This is a genomic window from Tenacibaculum sp. HL-MS23 (genome assembly GCF_032463465.1).
GTDB lineage: Bacteria > Bacteroidota > Bacteroidia > Flavobacteriales > Flavobacteriaceae > Polaribacter > Polaribacter bernardetii.
In genome coordinates, this window is the sequence record NZ_CP135989.1 from 1,924,074 (window position 1) to 1,939,290 (window position 15,217).

Annotated in this window: 12 protein-coding genes; 8 read left to right on the forward strand and 4 right to left on the reverse strand. The window is 31.3% G+C overall.

Annotated elements, in window-relative coordinates; all coding sequences use genetic code 11:
* The first annotated feature begins 45 nt into the window (after window positions 1-45).
* From glpK to RRF68_RS09015, 3 genes are all read left to right on the forward strand, one after another.
* On the forward strand, window positions 46-1,527 hold the full coding sequence (gene glpK / locus RRF68_RS09005; RefSeq protein ID WP_315944134.1) for a glycerol kinase GlpK: 1,482 nt from the start codon (window positions 46-48) through the stop codon (window positions 1,525-1,527).
* A gap of 9 nt (window positions 1,528-1,536) precedes the next feature.
* The gene (locus RRF68_RS09010) at window positions 1,537-2,079 is read left to right on the forward strand and encodes a pyridoxamine 5'-phosphate oxidase family protein (RefSeq protein ID WP_275315104.1); all 543 of its coding nucleotides are present in this window, start codon (window positions 1,537-1,539) and stop codon (window positions 2,077-2,079) included.
* Window positions 2,080-2,195: 116 nt separating this feature from the next.
* Entirely contained in the window at window positions 2,196-3,206 is a 1,011-nt protein-coding gene (locus RRF68_RS09015; RefSeq protein WP_315944135.1) for an endonuclease/exonuclease/phosphatase family protein, read from the forward strand.
* A 471-nt stretch (window positions 3,207-3,677) separates the two neighbouring features.
* On the opposite strand, the gene RRF68_RS09020 is transcribed toward RRF68_RS09015, so the two are convergent.
* Window positions 3,678-4,856 carry an acyl-CoA dehydrogenase family protein gene (locus RRF68_RS09020; RefSeq protein ID WP_315944136.1) on the reverse strand — a complete coding sequence of 393 codons (1,179 nt, stop codon included), beginning with the start codon at window positions 4,854-4,856 and terminating at the stop codon, window positions 3,678-3,680.
* Window positions 4,857-4,997: 141 nt separating this feature from the next.
* Here RRF68_RS09020 and rnpA point away from each other — a divergent pair, with 141 nt between their 5' ends.
* The 4 genes from rnpA (at window position 4,998) to purD (ending at window position 10,144) form a co-directional block, all read left to right on the forward strand.
* Window positions 4,998-5,381 carry a ribonuclease P protein component gene (gene rnpA, locus RRF68_RS09025; RefSeq protein ID WP_275315107.1) on the forward strand — a complete coding sequence of 128 codons (384 nt, stop codon included), beginning with the start codon at window positions 4,998-5,000 and terminating at the stop codon, window positions 5,379-5,381.
* On the forward strand, window positions 5,371-6,996 hold the full coding sequence (locus tag RRF68_RS09030) for a S41 family peptidase (protein ID WP_315944137.1): 1,626 nt from the start codon (window positions 5,371-5,373) through the stop codon (window positions 6,994-6,996). The genes rnpA and RRF68_RS09030 overlap by 11 nt, the downstream gene beginning before the upstream one ends.
* A gap of 42 nt (window positions 6,997-7,038) precedes the next feature.
* Window positions 7,039-8,718 carry a DUF6909 family protein gene (locus RRF68_RS09035; RefSeq protein ID WP_315944138.1) on the forward strand — a complete coding sequence of 560 codons (1,680 nt, stop codon included), beginning with the start codon at window positions 7,039-7,041 and terminating at the stop codon, window positions 8,716-8,718.
* A gap of 151 nt (window positions 8,719-8,869) precedes the next feature.
* Entirely contained in the window at window positions 8,870-10,144 is a 1,275-nt protein-coding gene (gene purD, locus RRF68_RS09040) for a phosphoribosylamine--glycine ligase (protein WP_315944139.1), read from the forward strand.
* Between the two features lie 235 nt (window positions 10,145-10,379).
* Here the strand turns inward: purD and RRF68_RS09045 are convergent, their stop codons facing one another.
* Together RRF68_RS09045 and RRF68_RS09050 are read right to left on the reverse strand one after the other, a co-directional pair.
* A complete protein-coding gene (locus RRF68_RS09045; protein WP_315944140.1) occupies window positions 10,380-11,423 on the reverse strand; it encodes a sensor histidine kinase in 1,044 nt (347 codons plus the stop codon).
* A 54-nt stretch (window positions 11,424-11,477) separates the two neighbouring features.
* Window positions 11,478-12,173 carry a response regulator transcription factor gene (locus tag RRF68_RS09050; RefSeq protein WP_218771806.1) on the reverse strand — a complete coding sequence of 232 codons (696 nt, stop codon included), beginning with the start codon at window positions 12,171-12,173 and terminating at the stop codon, window positions 11,478-11,480.
* 179 nt (window positions 12,174-12,352) lie between these two features.
* Between RRF68_RS09050 and RRF68_RS09055 the strand changes: the two genes are divergently transcribed.
* Window positions 12,353-13,069 (forward strand): 3'-5' exonuclease, encoded by a 717-nt coding sequence (locus RRF68_RS09055; RefSeq protein WP_315944141.1) that lies wholly within the window; start codon window positions 12,353-12,355, stop codon window positions 13,067-13,069.
* A gap of 275 nt (window positions 13,070-13,344) precedes the next feature.
* Here the strand turns inward: RRF68_RS09055 and RRF68_RS09060 are convergent, their stop codons facing one another.
* Window positions 13,345-15,207, reverse strand: a complete 1,863-nt coding sequence (locus RRF68_RS09060; protein ID WP_315944142.1) for an ABC-F family ATP-binding cassette domain-containing protein — start codon at window positions 15,205-15,207, stop codon at window positions 13,345-13,347.
* Between the last annotated feature and the right edge of the window lie 10 nt (window positions 15,208-15,217).

Sequence of the window (15,217 nt, forward strand, 5' to 3'; positions counted from 1 at the left end):
TTTTAAATTGTAAATTGCTTCCTTTAACTACTCATTACAATTTAAATGGCAAAATACATTGTTGCGTTAGATCAAGGTACAACGAGCTCTCGTTCGGTAATTATTAACGAGTCTGGAGAAATAATTGCAATGAATCAGCAAGAATTTAAACAAATTTTCCCACATTCTGGCTGGGTAGAACACAATGCTGAAGAGATTTTAGAAACTCAATTATCAACATTTAAAAAAGCGATTAAACAAGCTAAAATTCTTCCTTCTGAAATTGTAGGTATTGGTATAACCAACCAAAGAGAAACGACTGTTGTTTGGAACAAAAAAACAGGTAAACCTATATACAATGCTATTGTTTGGCAAGACAAACGAACTGCTAATATTTGCGAGCAATTAAAGAAAAAAGACTTAGAAAACTATGTACGTAAAACTACGGGCTTAGTAATAGATAGTTATTTTTCTGCCACTAAAATAAATTGGATTTTAAATAACGTTAAAGATGCTAAATTAGAAGGCGATAAAGGAAATTTATTATTCGGAACTATTGATACTTGGTTACTTTGGAATTTAACCAACGGTAAAGTTCATGCTACAGATTACAGTAATGCTTCTCGCACCATGCTGTATGATATTAAAAATTTATGTTGGGATGAAAAATTATTAAAAAAACTCAATATTCCTATCAAAATGTTACCTGAAGTAAAACCCTCTTCACATCATTTTGGAAACTATGAATTAGATGGATATCAAATTCCGATTGCAGGAATTGCTGGTGACCAACAAGCTGCACTTTTCGGACAAGCATGTTTTAGTAAAGGTGAAGCTAAAAACACTTACGGTACCGGCTGTTTTATGTTGATGAATACTGGTGAAAACCTTGAATATTCTAAAAACGGATTGTTAACAACCATTGCTTGGGGAATTGATAATAAAATATACTATGCTCTTGAAGGAAGTGTGTTTGTTGCAGGCTCAGCAATTCAGTGGTTACGTGACGGATTACAAATTATTAGCAATGCCGAAGAAAGTGAAGCTTTAGCCAAAGAGATTAAAGGAGAAAACCCTGTATATGTCGTTCCTGCTTTTGCTGGTTTAGGTGCCCCATATTGGGATATGTATGCACGTGGTGCTATCTTCGGATTAACCAGAGACACAGGTAAAAACCATTTAGTAAAAGCTACTTTAGAATCTCTTGCCTACCAAACTAAAGATATTTTAGAGGTAATGCAAAAAGATAGTGAAGTTGAATTAACTTCTTTAAAAGTTGATGGCGGTGCTTGCGCTAATGATTACTTAATGCAGTTTCAAGCAGATATTTTAAACACAAAAGTTGAACGACCAGCAATTATTGAAACCACCATTATGGGAGCCGCTTATTTAGCTGGTATTTCTGTTGGTTTATGGAAACAAGAGGATATTTTAAATAGGCGAAAAATTAACAACACCTTCGCTCCTACTTTTCCTTCAGAAAAAAGAGAAAAATTATATGCAAAATGGCAAAAAGCTGTTGAACGTACTAAAGACTGGGAAGAATAATAAAAAATTATGGCTAAATTTTACAATAAAATTACTTCTAGAATTCAAAAATTTATTGAAGCACAAAAAGTTTTTTTTGTAGCAACTGCTGCTAAAGACGGACGCATAAACCTCTCTCCTAAAGGAATGGATTCTTTTCGGGTATTAAACGAAAATCGCGTTGCTTGGCTAAGTGTTACGGGAAGCGGAAATGAAACCTCAGCTCATTTATTAGAGAACGGAAGAATTACTATTATGTTTTGTGCTTTTGAAGGCGCTCCAAACATTTTACGTTTGTATGGAAAAGCAAAAGAAGTATTGCCAAATGATAGTGACTGGAATGAATTAATTAGTCAATTTCCTAAACTATCAGGAACTCGACAAATATTTGATGTAACTATTGAAAGTGCACAAAATTCATGCGGCATGTCAATCCCTTTTTACGAATACAAAGAAGAACGCAACGAACTGTTAGATTGGGCAGATGACATAGGAGAAAGTGGTATTGAGCAATACTGGGAAGATAAAAACCAAACTAGTATTGACGGATTAGATACTAAATTTAAAGAATAATCCTAATTATGATTTAACTATTGTATTGGCCCATGTTTATGGTAACTTTGCATAAATTTTTAGAAATGGATGTGTTTTTTCTAATCTTATCACTAGTTCTTATTTTTTTAAACCTATTGCCGTTTGTAAAAAATCAGCATTGGGTTTTTCGTGTTACTGAATTTATTAAAATACAACTATTAATTCTTCAAATAATTGTAAGTATTGGTCTTTTTATTTTTTCTGATAGAAACAATTGGTTTTGGTTAATTTTAATATTTCAAATTATTTTAATTATTTACAACATCTATCTTTTAGCTCGTTTTACTAAGTTTTATAAACGCGAAAAGAAAATCATGACTGATTCACAAAGCTTTAAAGTAATTTCTGCTAATATTTATCAGTTTAATACTCAGTTTAAAAAGTTTAAAGAATTTATCCGAATTGAAAAACCTGATTTTTTTGTTACCATCGAAAGTAATAAAGATTGGGAACTTGAAATGCGTAGCCTAGAAAGCGATTATCCTTATACCGAAAAAATAACGCTAGAAAACACCTACGGAATGCATTTTTATGCAAAAATTCCTTTTCAAGAAATAAAGACACACTATTTTATTGCAAATGACATTCCGAGTATTGAGGCTCATTTTAAAACAAAAAATGGAGAAGGTTTTGTTGTTTTTTGTGTGCATCCACCGCCGCCGAGTCCAACCGAAGAAGAAACTTCTAAAGAACGTGATGGCGATTTAATGTGTATTGCAAAACGAGTTAAAGAAATTAAAAAACCAACGCTTGTTGTTGGTGATTTTAATACTGTTTCTTGGTCTAGAATTGCCGATTTGTTTCGTAAAAATAGTGGCTTAATTGATGGTAGAAATGGTAGAGGTATTCTTGCTTCTTATCATGCTAAATATTGGTTTTTTAGAGCTCCTTTAGATTTAGTTTTTCACAGCACTTCTATTATTATAAAAGAATTACGCCTTTTAGGGTATATAGGTTCTGATCACTTTCCTATTTGTTGTGTTTTTAACATCAGTTCTTCTGTCATTAACAATATAATTGAAACAACTACAAAAGAAGAAGATAAAGAAACTGCTGAGCTAATTTATAATGGTAAAAAAGAAAATAGCAACAACCGATCTAAATAATATTTTTGACTGATTAAATTAGAAACAATATAATTACATTTTTTTCTTTAAAACTTCATAAATCATCATTAGAAATAAAACTATTTTCTAATCAACTATTTCTAAAACCTGATAAAAATCATATTTTACAGTTAATCTTATCTTTATTTTTGAAATAAATATAAATAACTATGATACAATTAGTTAATACCCCTTTAGTTTCTTGGACAAACGGCACCTTTATGATTGCCATTTTTGGTCTTGTTTGCCTAGGTTTAGTTATAACTCTTTTAATACTTATAAGCAGTGGTAAGAAAAAAGAATAATTTTTTGTAGCAATAATTATAATAGTTAATTATTAGAAGGAGTGCTCTATTTATATGTTGGTGGTTAAACTTTTAGGGTACTTCTTCTTATTTTATAATAGTTAATTTAAAGAGAGGTGTTCTGGTTATATTCTGGGGAGAATTAGTAATTAGAACATTTCTTTTTTTATTTAAACGCATTTAAACCTGTAATATCTAAGCCAGTAATTAATAAATGAACATCATGTGTTCCTTCATAGGTAATTACGCTTTCTAAATTCATAGAATGCCTCATAATAGAATACTCTCCTGATATTCCCATAGCTCCTAAAATTTGTCTTGCTTCTCTTGCTATCTTTATAGCCATATCAACATTATTACGTTTTGCCATAGATATTTGAGCCGACGTTGCGCGTCCTTCATTTTTTAAAACACCTAATCGCCAAGTTAAAAGTTGTGCCTTTGTAATTTCGGTAATCATTTCTGCTAATTTCTTCTGTTGCAACTGAAATTGCCCAATAGGCTTACCAAATTGTGTGCGTTCTTTTGCATAACGCAAAGCAGTATCATAACAATCCATTGCGGCACCTATTGCTCCCCAAGCAATTCCATAACGAGCAGCATCTAAACACAACAAAGGTGCTCCTAATCCAGATTTATTAGGTAGTAGGTTTTCTTTAGGAATTTTTACATTATCAAAAATAAGTTCTCCTGTAATTGAAGCTCTTAATGACCATTTATTGTGTGTTTCGGGTGTAGAAAAACCTTCCATACCTCTTTCAACAAGTAAACCATGAATGCGTCCTTCTTCATTCTTTGCCCAAACCACGGCAACATCACAAATTGGCGCGTTAGAAATCCACATTTTTGCACCATTAAGTAAATAATGATCTCCCATGTCTTTAAACTTAGTTTCCATTGCTGCCGGATTACTTCCATGGTTTGGCTCTGTTAAACCAAAACTACCCATCCATTCACCAGAAGCTAATTTTGGTAGATATTTTTTTCGCTGTGCTTCGTTTCCGTAATTATAAATTGGACCCATTACTAACGACGATTGTACCGACGCTGTTGAACGAATACCACTATCGCCGCGCTCTAACTCTTGCATTATTAATCCGTAAGAAATTTGATCTAATCCTGCGCCACCATATTCCGTTGGAATGTAAGACCCAAAAGCACCAACTTCAGCTAAACCTTCTAATAATTGTATTGGAAACTTTGCTTCTTGCGCTGCATCCTCTATTATTGGAGATAAATTTTTCTTTACCCATTCACGAGCAGTATCTCTAACAAGTTTGTGTTCATCGGTTAACAAATCATCAGTTTGATAATAATCTGGTGCTTGAAATAAATCGGCTTTCATAGGTTTGTGTTAAAGTTAATTACTAATGCGAGTAAATATCGATGGATCGAAAATTAATTACAGTAGTTTTATTTAAAAGTATTGATTCAAAAATACTCAAAAAAATGGTTTTTAGTATCGATTTATGTATGTTTGTAATAGATGAGATTTACGCTAGGACAACAAGAACGATTAAAGAGCAAAAAGCTAATAGAAAAGCTATATGAAGAAGGGAAGTCTATAAAGGTTTTTCCACTACGAATGGTATATATACAAACTGAACATACTTCTAAATTTCCTGTTCAGGTAGGGGTTTCTGTTCCTAAAAGAAATTTTAAAAGTGCTGTGGATCGAAACCGCATAAAACGATTATTGCGAGAAACCTACCGAAAAGAAAAACATACTATTTATGACGCTGTAAATCAACCTCATGTATTTATGATTTCTTATATTGCAAGAGATGAATGGACGTATGCTGATATAGAACGTAAAATGCAGAAATTATTAACACTTTTTGTTGCAGAAACTACCAAGGATGAAAAATAGAAAAGTACTTTTTTTTAGCGCTCTTATTATCATTTCATTGTTATTCTCATTTCAATCTCGTTTTTTTGAAATAGCGAAGCAAATAGAGATTTACAACAACTTATTTAAGGAGTTAAACATTAATTATATTGATGAAATTAACCCTGGTGAGTTGACTAATAAAGCCATAAAAAATACTTTAAAAAGTTTAGATCCTTACACTAATTTTTACGACGAACAAGAAGTGGAAGATGCACGAATTCGCCGTGAAGGGGAATATGGTGGCATCGGAATTACTACTTTTTATACAAAAAAAGGAATTGTTATTGCCGAGGTTTACAAAGGTTTTTCTGCGGATAAAGCAGGTTTAAAAGCCGGTGATATTATTACCACTGTAAATGATCAAAAATTGGTTGAGTTAGAGAAAAGTCAATATTCTCAAATGATAAAAGGAACCCCTAATAAAGAACTTTCTTTAATTATTCTTAGAAACAATATTGTTAAAAAAATCAGCTTAAAGCTAGATAAAGTTATTGTAAATCCGGTGCCTTTTTACGATATGATTGATGCCGAAACCGGATACATTATTTTAACACGATTTACAAGCCAGAAAGCAACACAACAGGTTTCTAAAGCTTTTAGCGAATTAAAAGAAAAGGGAATGAAAAAATTAGTTTTCGATTTACGTAGTAACCCAGGTGGCTCTTTATTCGATGCTGTAAATATTACTAATTTATTTATCCCAAAAGGATTAAAAGTAGTTGATACTCGAGGAAAAATTAAAAAAAATAGTAGAACTTATAAAACAAATCAAGAACCTTTAGATACTGAAATTCCTATCGTTGTTTTAATAAATGGGCGTTCTGCATCTGCTTCAGAAATTGTTTCTGGCGCTTTACAAGATTACGATCGCGCTGTAATTATGGGTGAACGTTCTTTTGGTAAAGGCTTAGTACAACGTTATTTTAAGCTAAATTACGGAACGCAAATGAAGGCTACTATTTCTAAATATTATACACCAAGTGGTCGTTGCATTCAGGAATTAGATTATGCTAATCGCGATGCTAAAACAGGTAAAGTACCGAAGTTTTCTGACGGAGCAGTAAATTTATTTACCACAAGAAATGGGAGAACTGTTTATGAAGGTGGCGGTGTTACTCCCGATATTAAAATGGACTTTTCTAAAAAAAATACAGCAACAAAAAAATTATTAAAATCGAGAGCTATTTTTAATTTTGCTACCGATTTTACAAATGAAAATCCCAATTTAAATACTGAAAATTATCTTTTTAAAACTACCGATTTCAATAACTTTAAAGAGTATTTATTAAACAAAGACACCGTTTTCGTTACTAAAGAAGAGCAATTATTTAAAACAGCATATCTTTCAGTAAAAAATAACGTTACTATTTTACCAGAATATAATGCTATTTCTCAAAAATTAAAAGAAGAAAAAGTTAGTAAAATAGCGTTAAACGAAGATGTTTTATCAAAAGAGATACAAAACGAAATTATAGAGCGATATACTTACAAAGAAGGCGTTTTTAAACATCAACTTAAAAATGATGAAACGATAAGTAAAGCATTAGATTTACTTAAAAATCAAAAAAAATATAATACTATTTTAACCAAATAGTATCCACAACATATTTTGTATATTTGTGCTTTAAAAACAAATATGTCAAAACCCAATCATAAAGAACGTACCAGAGCCCAAGAATCTACCAATGCCATAGAAAAATTATATATTTCTATGCGTCATTTATTTAGTCGTGGTTTTTATAAACCAATGGGTATTTCTGGAGAAACATTACGTAAATCATTATTACAATTAAGACCTGAAATTTACGGATCGATTGCTGAAGACAAAACCGAATTAAACGGTTTAGTGTATATTATAGAGCGATTACCAGAAGGAATTGAAGAGTGCCAGTTCATTTACCTTACAGCTGATGAAGGTTATAGAAACTCTAAATTTAAAACAATTGTTCCTCCTAAAAGAAGAAGAAATTGTTACCGTATCGATAAAGATCAAATGAATATTGAAATTACACGTGGTCGTTCTGAAATTTACGATATTCTTACACACCTTACTTTCTTATTTATAGAATCTCATAAAATTAAAGATCGCGTTGTTATTGATAATGGCGAAGGTTTTATTAGAGAATGGGTGCATTTAGAAGAGGTTGTTTTGTATAATAAAACACTTACTGACGAAGAAAAAGATGTAATTGTTGTGCACCTTGGTAATATCTTAGGAAGAACGTACGACGAGGTTTACGATGCTTATAATACGTTTGCTACTGAAGAAAATCCGAATCGTTTTTTCCACCTTATTTATTGGTTAGGTAAACTAGCTATTAACGAAGCGCTTTTAGAACAAAAACGCTCTGTAAAATTTAGTTCTGTTTTAATTGAAGAAATCGGACATCATTTTTATGGTGAAATCTGGGCAAACAACATTAAAAAGAATCTTTTAGATAATAATTTACTAGAACGTCCTATTCATATTATTAGTGCCAATATGCACAGTGTTATGAATAGTATTTACGCACAAAACGCCTTACCAAAAGAAACGAAAAAGCATAAAGGCTTTGAGCTTTTTGAAGTATTAAGTAATGCGAATAGCCAACCTTTACAAAAGGCTGTTAAAAATTACGCATCAGAAAACGGATTAATCTATTTAAAAGATACTTCAGGAACCAATATCAACGTTCAGATTATTGATACTGATAAAATCGATTTCGATACAACTTCATACGACAAAGTAAATTCTGTCGGCGAAAAACCAGTAATTATTGTAATGGATTATGCTTTCGGAGAACAAGCATTTGAAACAATGGATGAATTATTGAAGCCATATAAATCAGGAAACACATCTACTCACTTAGATGTTCTTTCGGTTTCTATTATGGGTAAAGCTGGTATTTTAGAAGGTGGTAAAGGAGATATTATGATTCCTTCTTCACATATTTTTGAAGGTACTGCTGATAATTATCCGTTTAAAAACGAATTAGCAAAAGAAGATTTAGAAGACTTTGGTGTACAGGTTTTTGACGGAGCAATGGTGAGTGTACTAGGAACTTCTTTACAAAATAAAGACCTACTTAAATTCTTCCACGATTCTACCTGGAATGTTATTGGTTTAGAAATGGAAGGCGCACATTATCAAAAAGCAATTCAATCTGCTTCTAAAATTAGAGGAAACGTACGAGAAGATATTAAAGTAAGATACGCATATTATGCTTCAGATAACCCCTTAGAAACAGGTGCAACACTTGCTTCTGGAGGGTTAGGAATGAGCGGAGTAACACCAACCTATGCGATTACTCAAAAAATATTAGAGCAAATATTTTAGTAACAGTACAATCAGCTAAAAAACAAAAAAAGCCTTCTTTTAAGTAAAAAGAAGGCTTTTTTTGTTTTTTAGCTGATTTTTGAGAGTTGTTTTGCCTATAGCCTTTTTTCTTACTTTATATTTGCAATTACAACACAACAACACAACAACAATGAATATCTTAATTTTAGGATCTGGAGGTAGAGAGCATGCATTTGCTAAAAGCCTTTCAGAAAGTAACAAAACAAAAAAACTTTTTGTAGCACCTGGTAATGCAGGTACAAGTAAAGTAGCTACAAATATTACTATTAATCCTACTGATTTTAACAAAGTAAAAGAAGTTGTTTTAAAACACAATATTACGATGGTAGTTGTAGGCCCTGAAGCTCCTTTAGTTGCGGGTATTCACGATTTTTTCTTAGCAGATAACGACTTGAAAAACATTCCTGTAATTGGCCCTAAAAAAGACGGGGCTTTATTAGAAGGAAGTAAAGATTTTTCGAAGCAGTTTATGATAAAACACAACATTCCTACTGCAAAGTACGAATCGTTTACAGCCGAAACTTTAGCTCAAGGAAAAAAATTCTTAGAAACTTTAGCACCTCCATACGTTTTAAAAGCTGATGGATTGGCAGCAGGGAAGGGAGTTTTAATTTTAACTGATTTAGCAGAAGCAAAATCTGAATTAGAAGAAATGCTTTCGAATCAAAAATTTGGAGAAGCTTCGTCTACAGTAGTTATCGAGGAGTTTTTAAACGGAATAGAACTCTCTGTTTTTGTTTTAACTGACGGAAAAAATTATAAAATTTTACCCTCTGCAAAAGACTACAAACGTATTGGTGAAGGTGATACTGGCTTAAATACAGGCGGAATGGGCGCTATTTCTCCCGTTCCATTTGCTACAGATGATTTCTTACAAAAAGTAGAAGAACTCGTTGTAAAACCAACTATAAACGGCTTACAAAAAGACGGAATTGATTATCGCGGATTTATTTTTATAGGATTGATGAACGACAACGGAAATCCATCTGTAGTAGAATACAATGTGCGTATGGGAGATCCTGAAACAGAGGTTGTTTTACCTAGAATTAAATCTGACTTGCTAGATTTATTTGAAGGTGTTGCAAATCAAACTTTGCATGAAAAATCATACGAAGTTACTTCTCAAACAGCTACAACGGTAATGTTAGTTGCTGGCGGTTATCCTGAGGCTTATGAAAAAGGGAAAGAAATTACTGGTTTCGAATCGGTAAATGATTCTATCGTTTTTCATGCCGGAACTACCCAAAAAGTTGGAAAAGTAGTTTCTAACGGAGGAAGAGTTATGGCAATTACTTCTTTTGGAGATTCTATTAAAGAAGCGTTAGAAAAGTCTTATAAGAGTATTGATAAAATTTCTTTTGAAGGTATGAATTACCGAAAAGATATCGGGTTCGATTTAATGTAAAAATAAAACATATATATCTAAAAAAGCGTCACTTTAAAAGTGACGCTTTTTTTATATTTATTGATTAATCCCCCAATTATCAATATGAATTTCTTTGTGTGTTACACTGCAAATATCAGCAGAAAAACTAGTTATATACATAACATTTGTACAGATTGCTTAAAATATTGTGTCCCTGACAGAAACTACTATTTGTTTGGTTAAAAGAGCTACTAATAATTAGGTGAAAATTCTTTTATATTGCTTTTTCTAAAGTAAAAGAAAACTCAGAACCTCTACCGTAATCACTTTTTAGCAAAATAGTTTCGTGATGTGCTTCGATAATATGTTTTACGATAGATAAACCTAATCCTGAACCACCTTGTTCACGAGAACGACTTTGATCTACTCTATAAAAACGTTCGAATAAACGAGAAATATGCTCTTGTTTAATTCCCTCTCCATCATCAATTATTTTAATGATAAATTTATTAGGGTTATAGCTTTCAATACTTATTTTTGTAACACCACCTACTTTACCATATTTTATAGAGTTTACTACTAAATTAATTAAAACCTGCTCTATACGCTCTACATCTCCTTTAACAAAATGAGGAAAATCATATAGTTTATCAAACATTAAAGTAATATTTCTCTTCTTTGCCTTCATTTCAAAAAGATCAAAAACATTCTGAATAAGCTCTAAAATATTAAAGGCTTCTATATTCATTTTCATCCCCTCTGTTTCTAACTTAGCAATCATATCTAAATCTTTAATAATTGAGGTTAATCGCTCTACTCCTTTATTAGCTCTATTTAAATATTTTGTACGTATTTCTTCATCTTCAGCTGCGCCCTCAATCAACGTTAAAATATAACCTTGTACTGTAAAAAGTGGTGTTTTTAACTCGTGAGCTACATTTCCTAAAAAATCTCTTCTAAAACTATCTCTTTGGGTTAATACAGCTATTTCTTCACTTCTTTCCTCAACGTATTTTTGTACACTGTTAGTTAGTGCTTCAACATCTGTTGTTACATTTTTTCTTTCTAAATCGTTAACATCAAGAATAGATATATTTTCATATAATTTTTTTACTCTTTGATATATAAAATATTCGGCTCTGTACTGAATTATAAAAAATGAAATAACAAACATTACAATTCCGAATACAATAACGGCTCCAATACCTAATAAATTAATTAGAAGAAAGTAAGATAATAATGCTATTACTACTGAAATTGAAGTAGAATATAGTGCTGACCAGAGCGCATATCGGTATGTTTTTTTAATTTTCTTCATTATAAAAAAATAGATTGCTTGATAAGCAATCTATATAATTTTTTGGTTTATTAATTATTTTTCTTCCTCTAAAACAAACTTATACCCAACTCCTTTAACAGTTTTAAAGAAATCATCTCCTATTTTTTCTCGAAGTTTACGAATGTGAACATCTATAGTTCTTCCTCCTACCACAACTTCATTTCCCCAAACACTATCTAAAATTACTTCTCTTTTAAATACTTTGCCTGGCTTTGATGTTAATAATGATAATAATTCGAATTCTTTTCGTGGTAAAGCTATCTTTTTATCACCTTGAAAAACTACATATTCATCTCTGTTTATAACAATGTTGCCAACTTTCGTTGTAGCATCTTTTTCATCTGCTGTTTTTAAACGTCTTAAAAGAGATTTTACTTTACTTACTAATATTTTTGGTTTTACAGGTTTTGTAATATAATCGTCAGCGCCAGCATCAAAACCTGCCATTTGTGAGTAATCTTCTCCACGAGCTGTTAAAAAAGAAATAATTACATTCTCTAAAGATTTAATACTTCTTATTTTTTGACACGCTTCAATACCATCCATCTGAGGCATCATTATATCTAATAAAATTAAATGCGGACTTACTTTTTTTGCCAATTTAACTCCTTCTGCACCGTTGTTGGCTGTAAAAACTTGATACCCTTCTGATTTTAAGTTATATCCTACTATTTCTAAAATATCAGGCTCATCATCAACAAGTAAAATTTTAACATCATTCGTATTCATAGGTCATTTTATATTGTGTTACCCAAAAGTAACTATAATATTATAAATCTTGTACACTACTACTTAACTTAACATTCATTTAATCATTCATAAACCTTTGCTTAAATACTAATGTAACTAACAACTACAAGTTTTTCTTTTATAAGGAGGTTTTGTATCTTTAAAAAAAGAAATAAAAAATGCTAGATAAAATTAACTTACAGGATATCTTGTTTTTAGATATTGAAACGGTTCCTGAAGTAGAATTATTCTCTGATTTATCGGATGAAAAACAAAAATTATATGCTTTAAAAACACAATATCAACGGAAGGATGAAATTAATGTTGAAGATTTTTATTATCGTGCGGGTATATGGGCTGAATTTGGAAAAATAATTTGTATTTCTGTCGGTTATTTCGTTGAAAATAATGGAACAGAACAATTTAGGATTACTTCTTTTTCTTCGGATGATGAAGGCGTTATTTTAAATGATTTTAAAGAATTGCTTGATAAACATTTTAATCAAAATAAACATTTATTATGCGCACATAATGGTAAGGAATTCGATTTTCCGTACATCGCACGCCGAATGATTATCAACCGAATTAACTTGCCTAAAAAACTAAATTTATTTGGTAAAAAACCTTGGGAGGTTCCGCATTTAGACACTTTAGAATTATGGAAATTTGGTGATTACAAACACTACACTTCTTTAAAATTATTAACCTCTATTTTAGGAATTCCTTCACCAAAACAAGATATTGATGGTAGCGAAGTAGCCAATGTGTATTACAAAGAAAAAAACTTACCGCGTATTATTCAGTATTGTGAACGTGATACCGTTGCTGTAGCGCAATTAGTTTTACGATTTTTAAATAAACCAATGCTCACAGAAAAAGCTGTTGTTAAGGTTTAAGTTCTTATTATCTATTTTGATAAAACGCTGTCAATTCGAGTGAATTTTAAGATTGAAATGAGTAAAGTTTGTATCGAGAATAGGACTTTAGCTACATAACGAATTCTCGATACGATTTTTTGCCAAAAAATCACTCGAACTGACATTCTAAAAACCTAGATTGTTATGTACAATTTTTATTGTGCTATTAAAATAAACCAATGCTCCCTGAAACAGCTGTTATTAAGGTTTAAAATTACATCTAGTTTTTATAATCAACCTTATAAAAAACAATACTATTCCCCTTCTATTTTCATAGAAAGCTCTAACCAACGTTCTTCTTTAGTTTCTAAATCATCTGATATTTGCTGAAGCTCTATTGATTTATCATTAATTTCCTCGGGTAAAAATTCAGCGTTATTAAATTTACCTTCAATAACTTCTTTCTTCTTTTGCAACCTTTCGATATCTTTTTCGAGTAAACCCCATTCGCGTTTCTCATCAAAACTTAAAGCTACTTTCTTAGCTGTTTTAACAGGCTTTACAACTTCTTTTTTTACTTCTCTTGCTTCTGTTACCTTAGAGTCTTCATAAGCTCTAAAATCAGAGTAATTGCCAGGGAAATTTTCAATTTTTCCTTCTCCTCTAAATACAAATAAGTTATCTACAATTTTATCCATAAAATAACGGTCGTGAGAAACCACCATTAAGTTACCAGGATAATCTAATAAGAAATTCTCTAATACATTTAGCGTTACAACATCTAAATCGTTGGTAGGCTCATCTAAAATTAAAAAGTTCGGATTCTGAATTAAAACCGCACATAAGTACAAACGTTTTTGTTCTCCTCCACTTAATTTTTCTACAAAATCGTATTGCTTTTTTTTATCAAAAAGAAAGCGCTCTAATAATTGACTTGCAGATATTTTTCGTCCTTTTGATAACGGAATGTATTCTCCGAATTCTTTAACTACTTCAATTACTTTTTGCCCTGGTTTTATTTCAATTCCGTTTTGGGTGTAATATCCAAACTTTACAGTTTCTCCTACAGTTACTTTTCCGCCATCTAATTCGATAGCTCCAGTTAACATATTTAAAAAAGAAGATTTACCTGTACCGTTTTTACCTATAATACCAATACGTTCGCCACGTTTAAAAACATAATCAAAGCCATCTAAAATTACTTTATCATCAAACGATTTTTTCATTTTATGAAGCTCCAAAATTTTGCTCCCTAAACGCTCCATGTTAATTTCTAACTGTACTTCATGCTCGTTACGTCGCTGGTGTGCTTTATCTTTAATTTGATTAAAATCTTCAATACGAGATTTAGATTTTGTTGTACGTGCCTTTGGTTGGCGACGCATCCAATCTAATTCTTTTTTAAATAAACTTTTAGCTTTTCCTAAATTGGTAGCTTCCAGTGCTAAACGTTCTTCTTTATTTTGAAGGTAATATGAGTAATTACCTTTGTATTTATATAATTTACCTTCATCTAATTCGATAATCTCATTACACACACGTTCTAAGAAATAACGGTCGTGCGTAACCATAAATAAGGTTATTTTTTCTTTGGCAAAAAAGACTTCTAACCATTCAATCATTTCTAAATCTAAATGGTTAGTAGGTTCATCTAAAATTAATAGATCTGGTTTTTTAATTAGTACGATAGCTAAGGCTAAACGCTTTTTTTGCCCACCAGAAAGTTTCCCTACTTTTAACTGTAAGTTATCTAACTTTAACTTCGATAATATTTGTGTGTATTGCGTTTCAAAATCCCACGCATTATATTGCTCCATTAACTCGAAAGCTTCTTGAAATGCATCTGCATTATCAGGGTTTTCTACTGCTTTTTCGTATTGCTTTATTACTGATAAAACTTTGTTATCCGTAGAAAAAATAGTTTCTTCTATCGTTAAGTTTGGATTTAAGTTATCCGCTTGCGATAAATAAGCTATATCAATGTCTTTTCGACTAACCACTTGCCCCGAATCAGATTCATCAACTCCTGCTATAATATTTAAAATAGAGGTTTTACCACTACCGTTTTTAGCAACAAAAGCTATTTTTTGATCTTTATTGATTCCGAAAGAAATATCTTCAAATAATACTTTTTCTCCGTAAGCTTTTGCAATGCCTTCAACCGATAGGTAATTCATATTCTATATT

Coding starts and splice junctions, on each gene's coding strand:
- glpK (WP_315944134.1), top strand. CDS start 46: ATGGCAAAATACATTGTTGCGTTAGATCAAGGTACAACGAGCTCTCGT.
- RRF68_RS09010 (WP_275315104.1), top strand. CDS start 1,537: ATGGCTAAATTTTACAATAAAATTACTTCTAGAATTCAAAAATTTATT.
- RRF68_RS09020 (WP_315944136.1), bottom strand. CDS start 4,856: ATGAAAGCCGATTTATTTCAAGCACCAGATTATTATCAAACTGATGAT.
- rnpA (WP_275315107.1), top strand. CDS start 4,998: ATGAGATTTACGCTAGGACAACAAGAACGATTAAAGAGCAAAAAGCTA.
- RRF68_RS09030 (WP_315944137.1), top strand. CDS start 5,371: ATGAAAAATAGAAAAGTACTTTTTTTTAGCGCTCTTATTATCATTTCA.
- RRF68_RS09035 (WP_315944138.1), top strand. CDS start 7,039: ATGTCAAAACCCAATCATAAAGAACGTACCAGAGCCCAAGAATCTACC.
- purD (WP_315944139.1), top strand. CDS start 8,870: ATGAATATCTTAATTTTAGGATCTGGAGGTAGAGAGCATGCATTTGCT.
- RRF68_RS09045 (WP_315944140.1), bottom strand. CDS start 11,423: ATGAAGAAAATTAAAAAAACATACCGATATGCGCTCTGGTCAGCACTA.
- RRF68_RS09050 (WP_218771806.1), bottom strand. CDS start 12,173: ATGAATACGAATGATGTTAAAATTTTACTTGTTGATGATGAGCCTGAT.
- RRF68_RS09055 (WP_315944141.1), top strand. CDS start 12,353: ATGCTAGATAAAATTAACTTACAGGATATCTTGTTTTTAGATATTGAA.
- RRF68_RS09060 (WP_315944142.1), bottom strand. CDS start 15,207: ATGAATTACCTATCGGTTGAAGGCATTGCAAAAGCTTACGGAGAAAAA.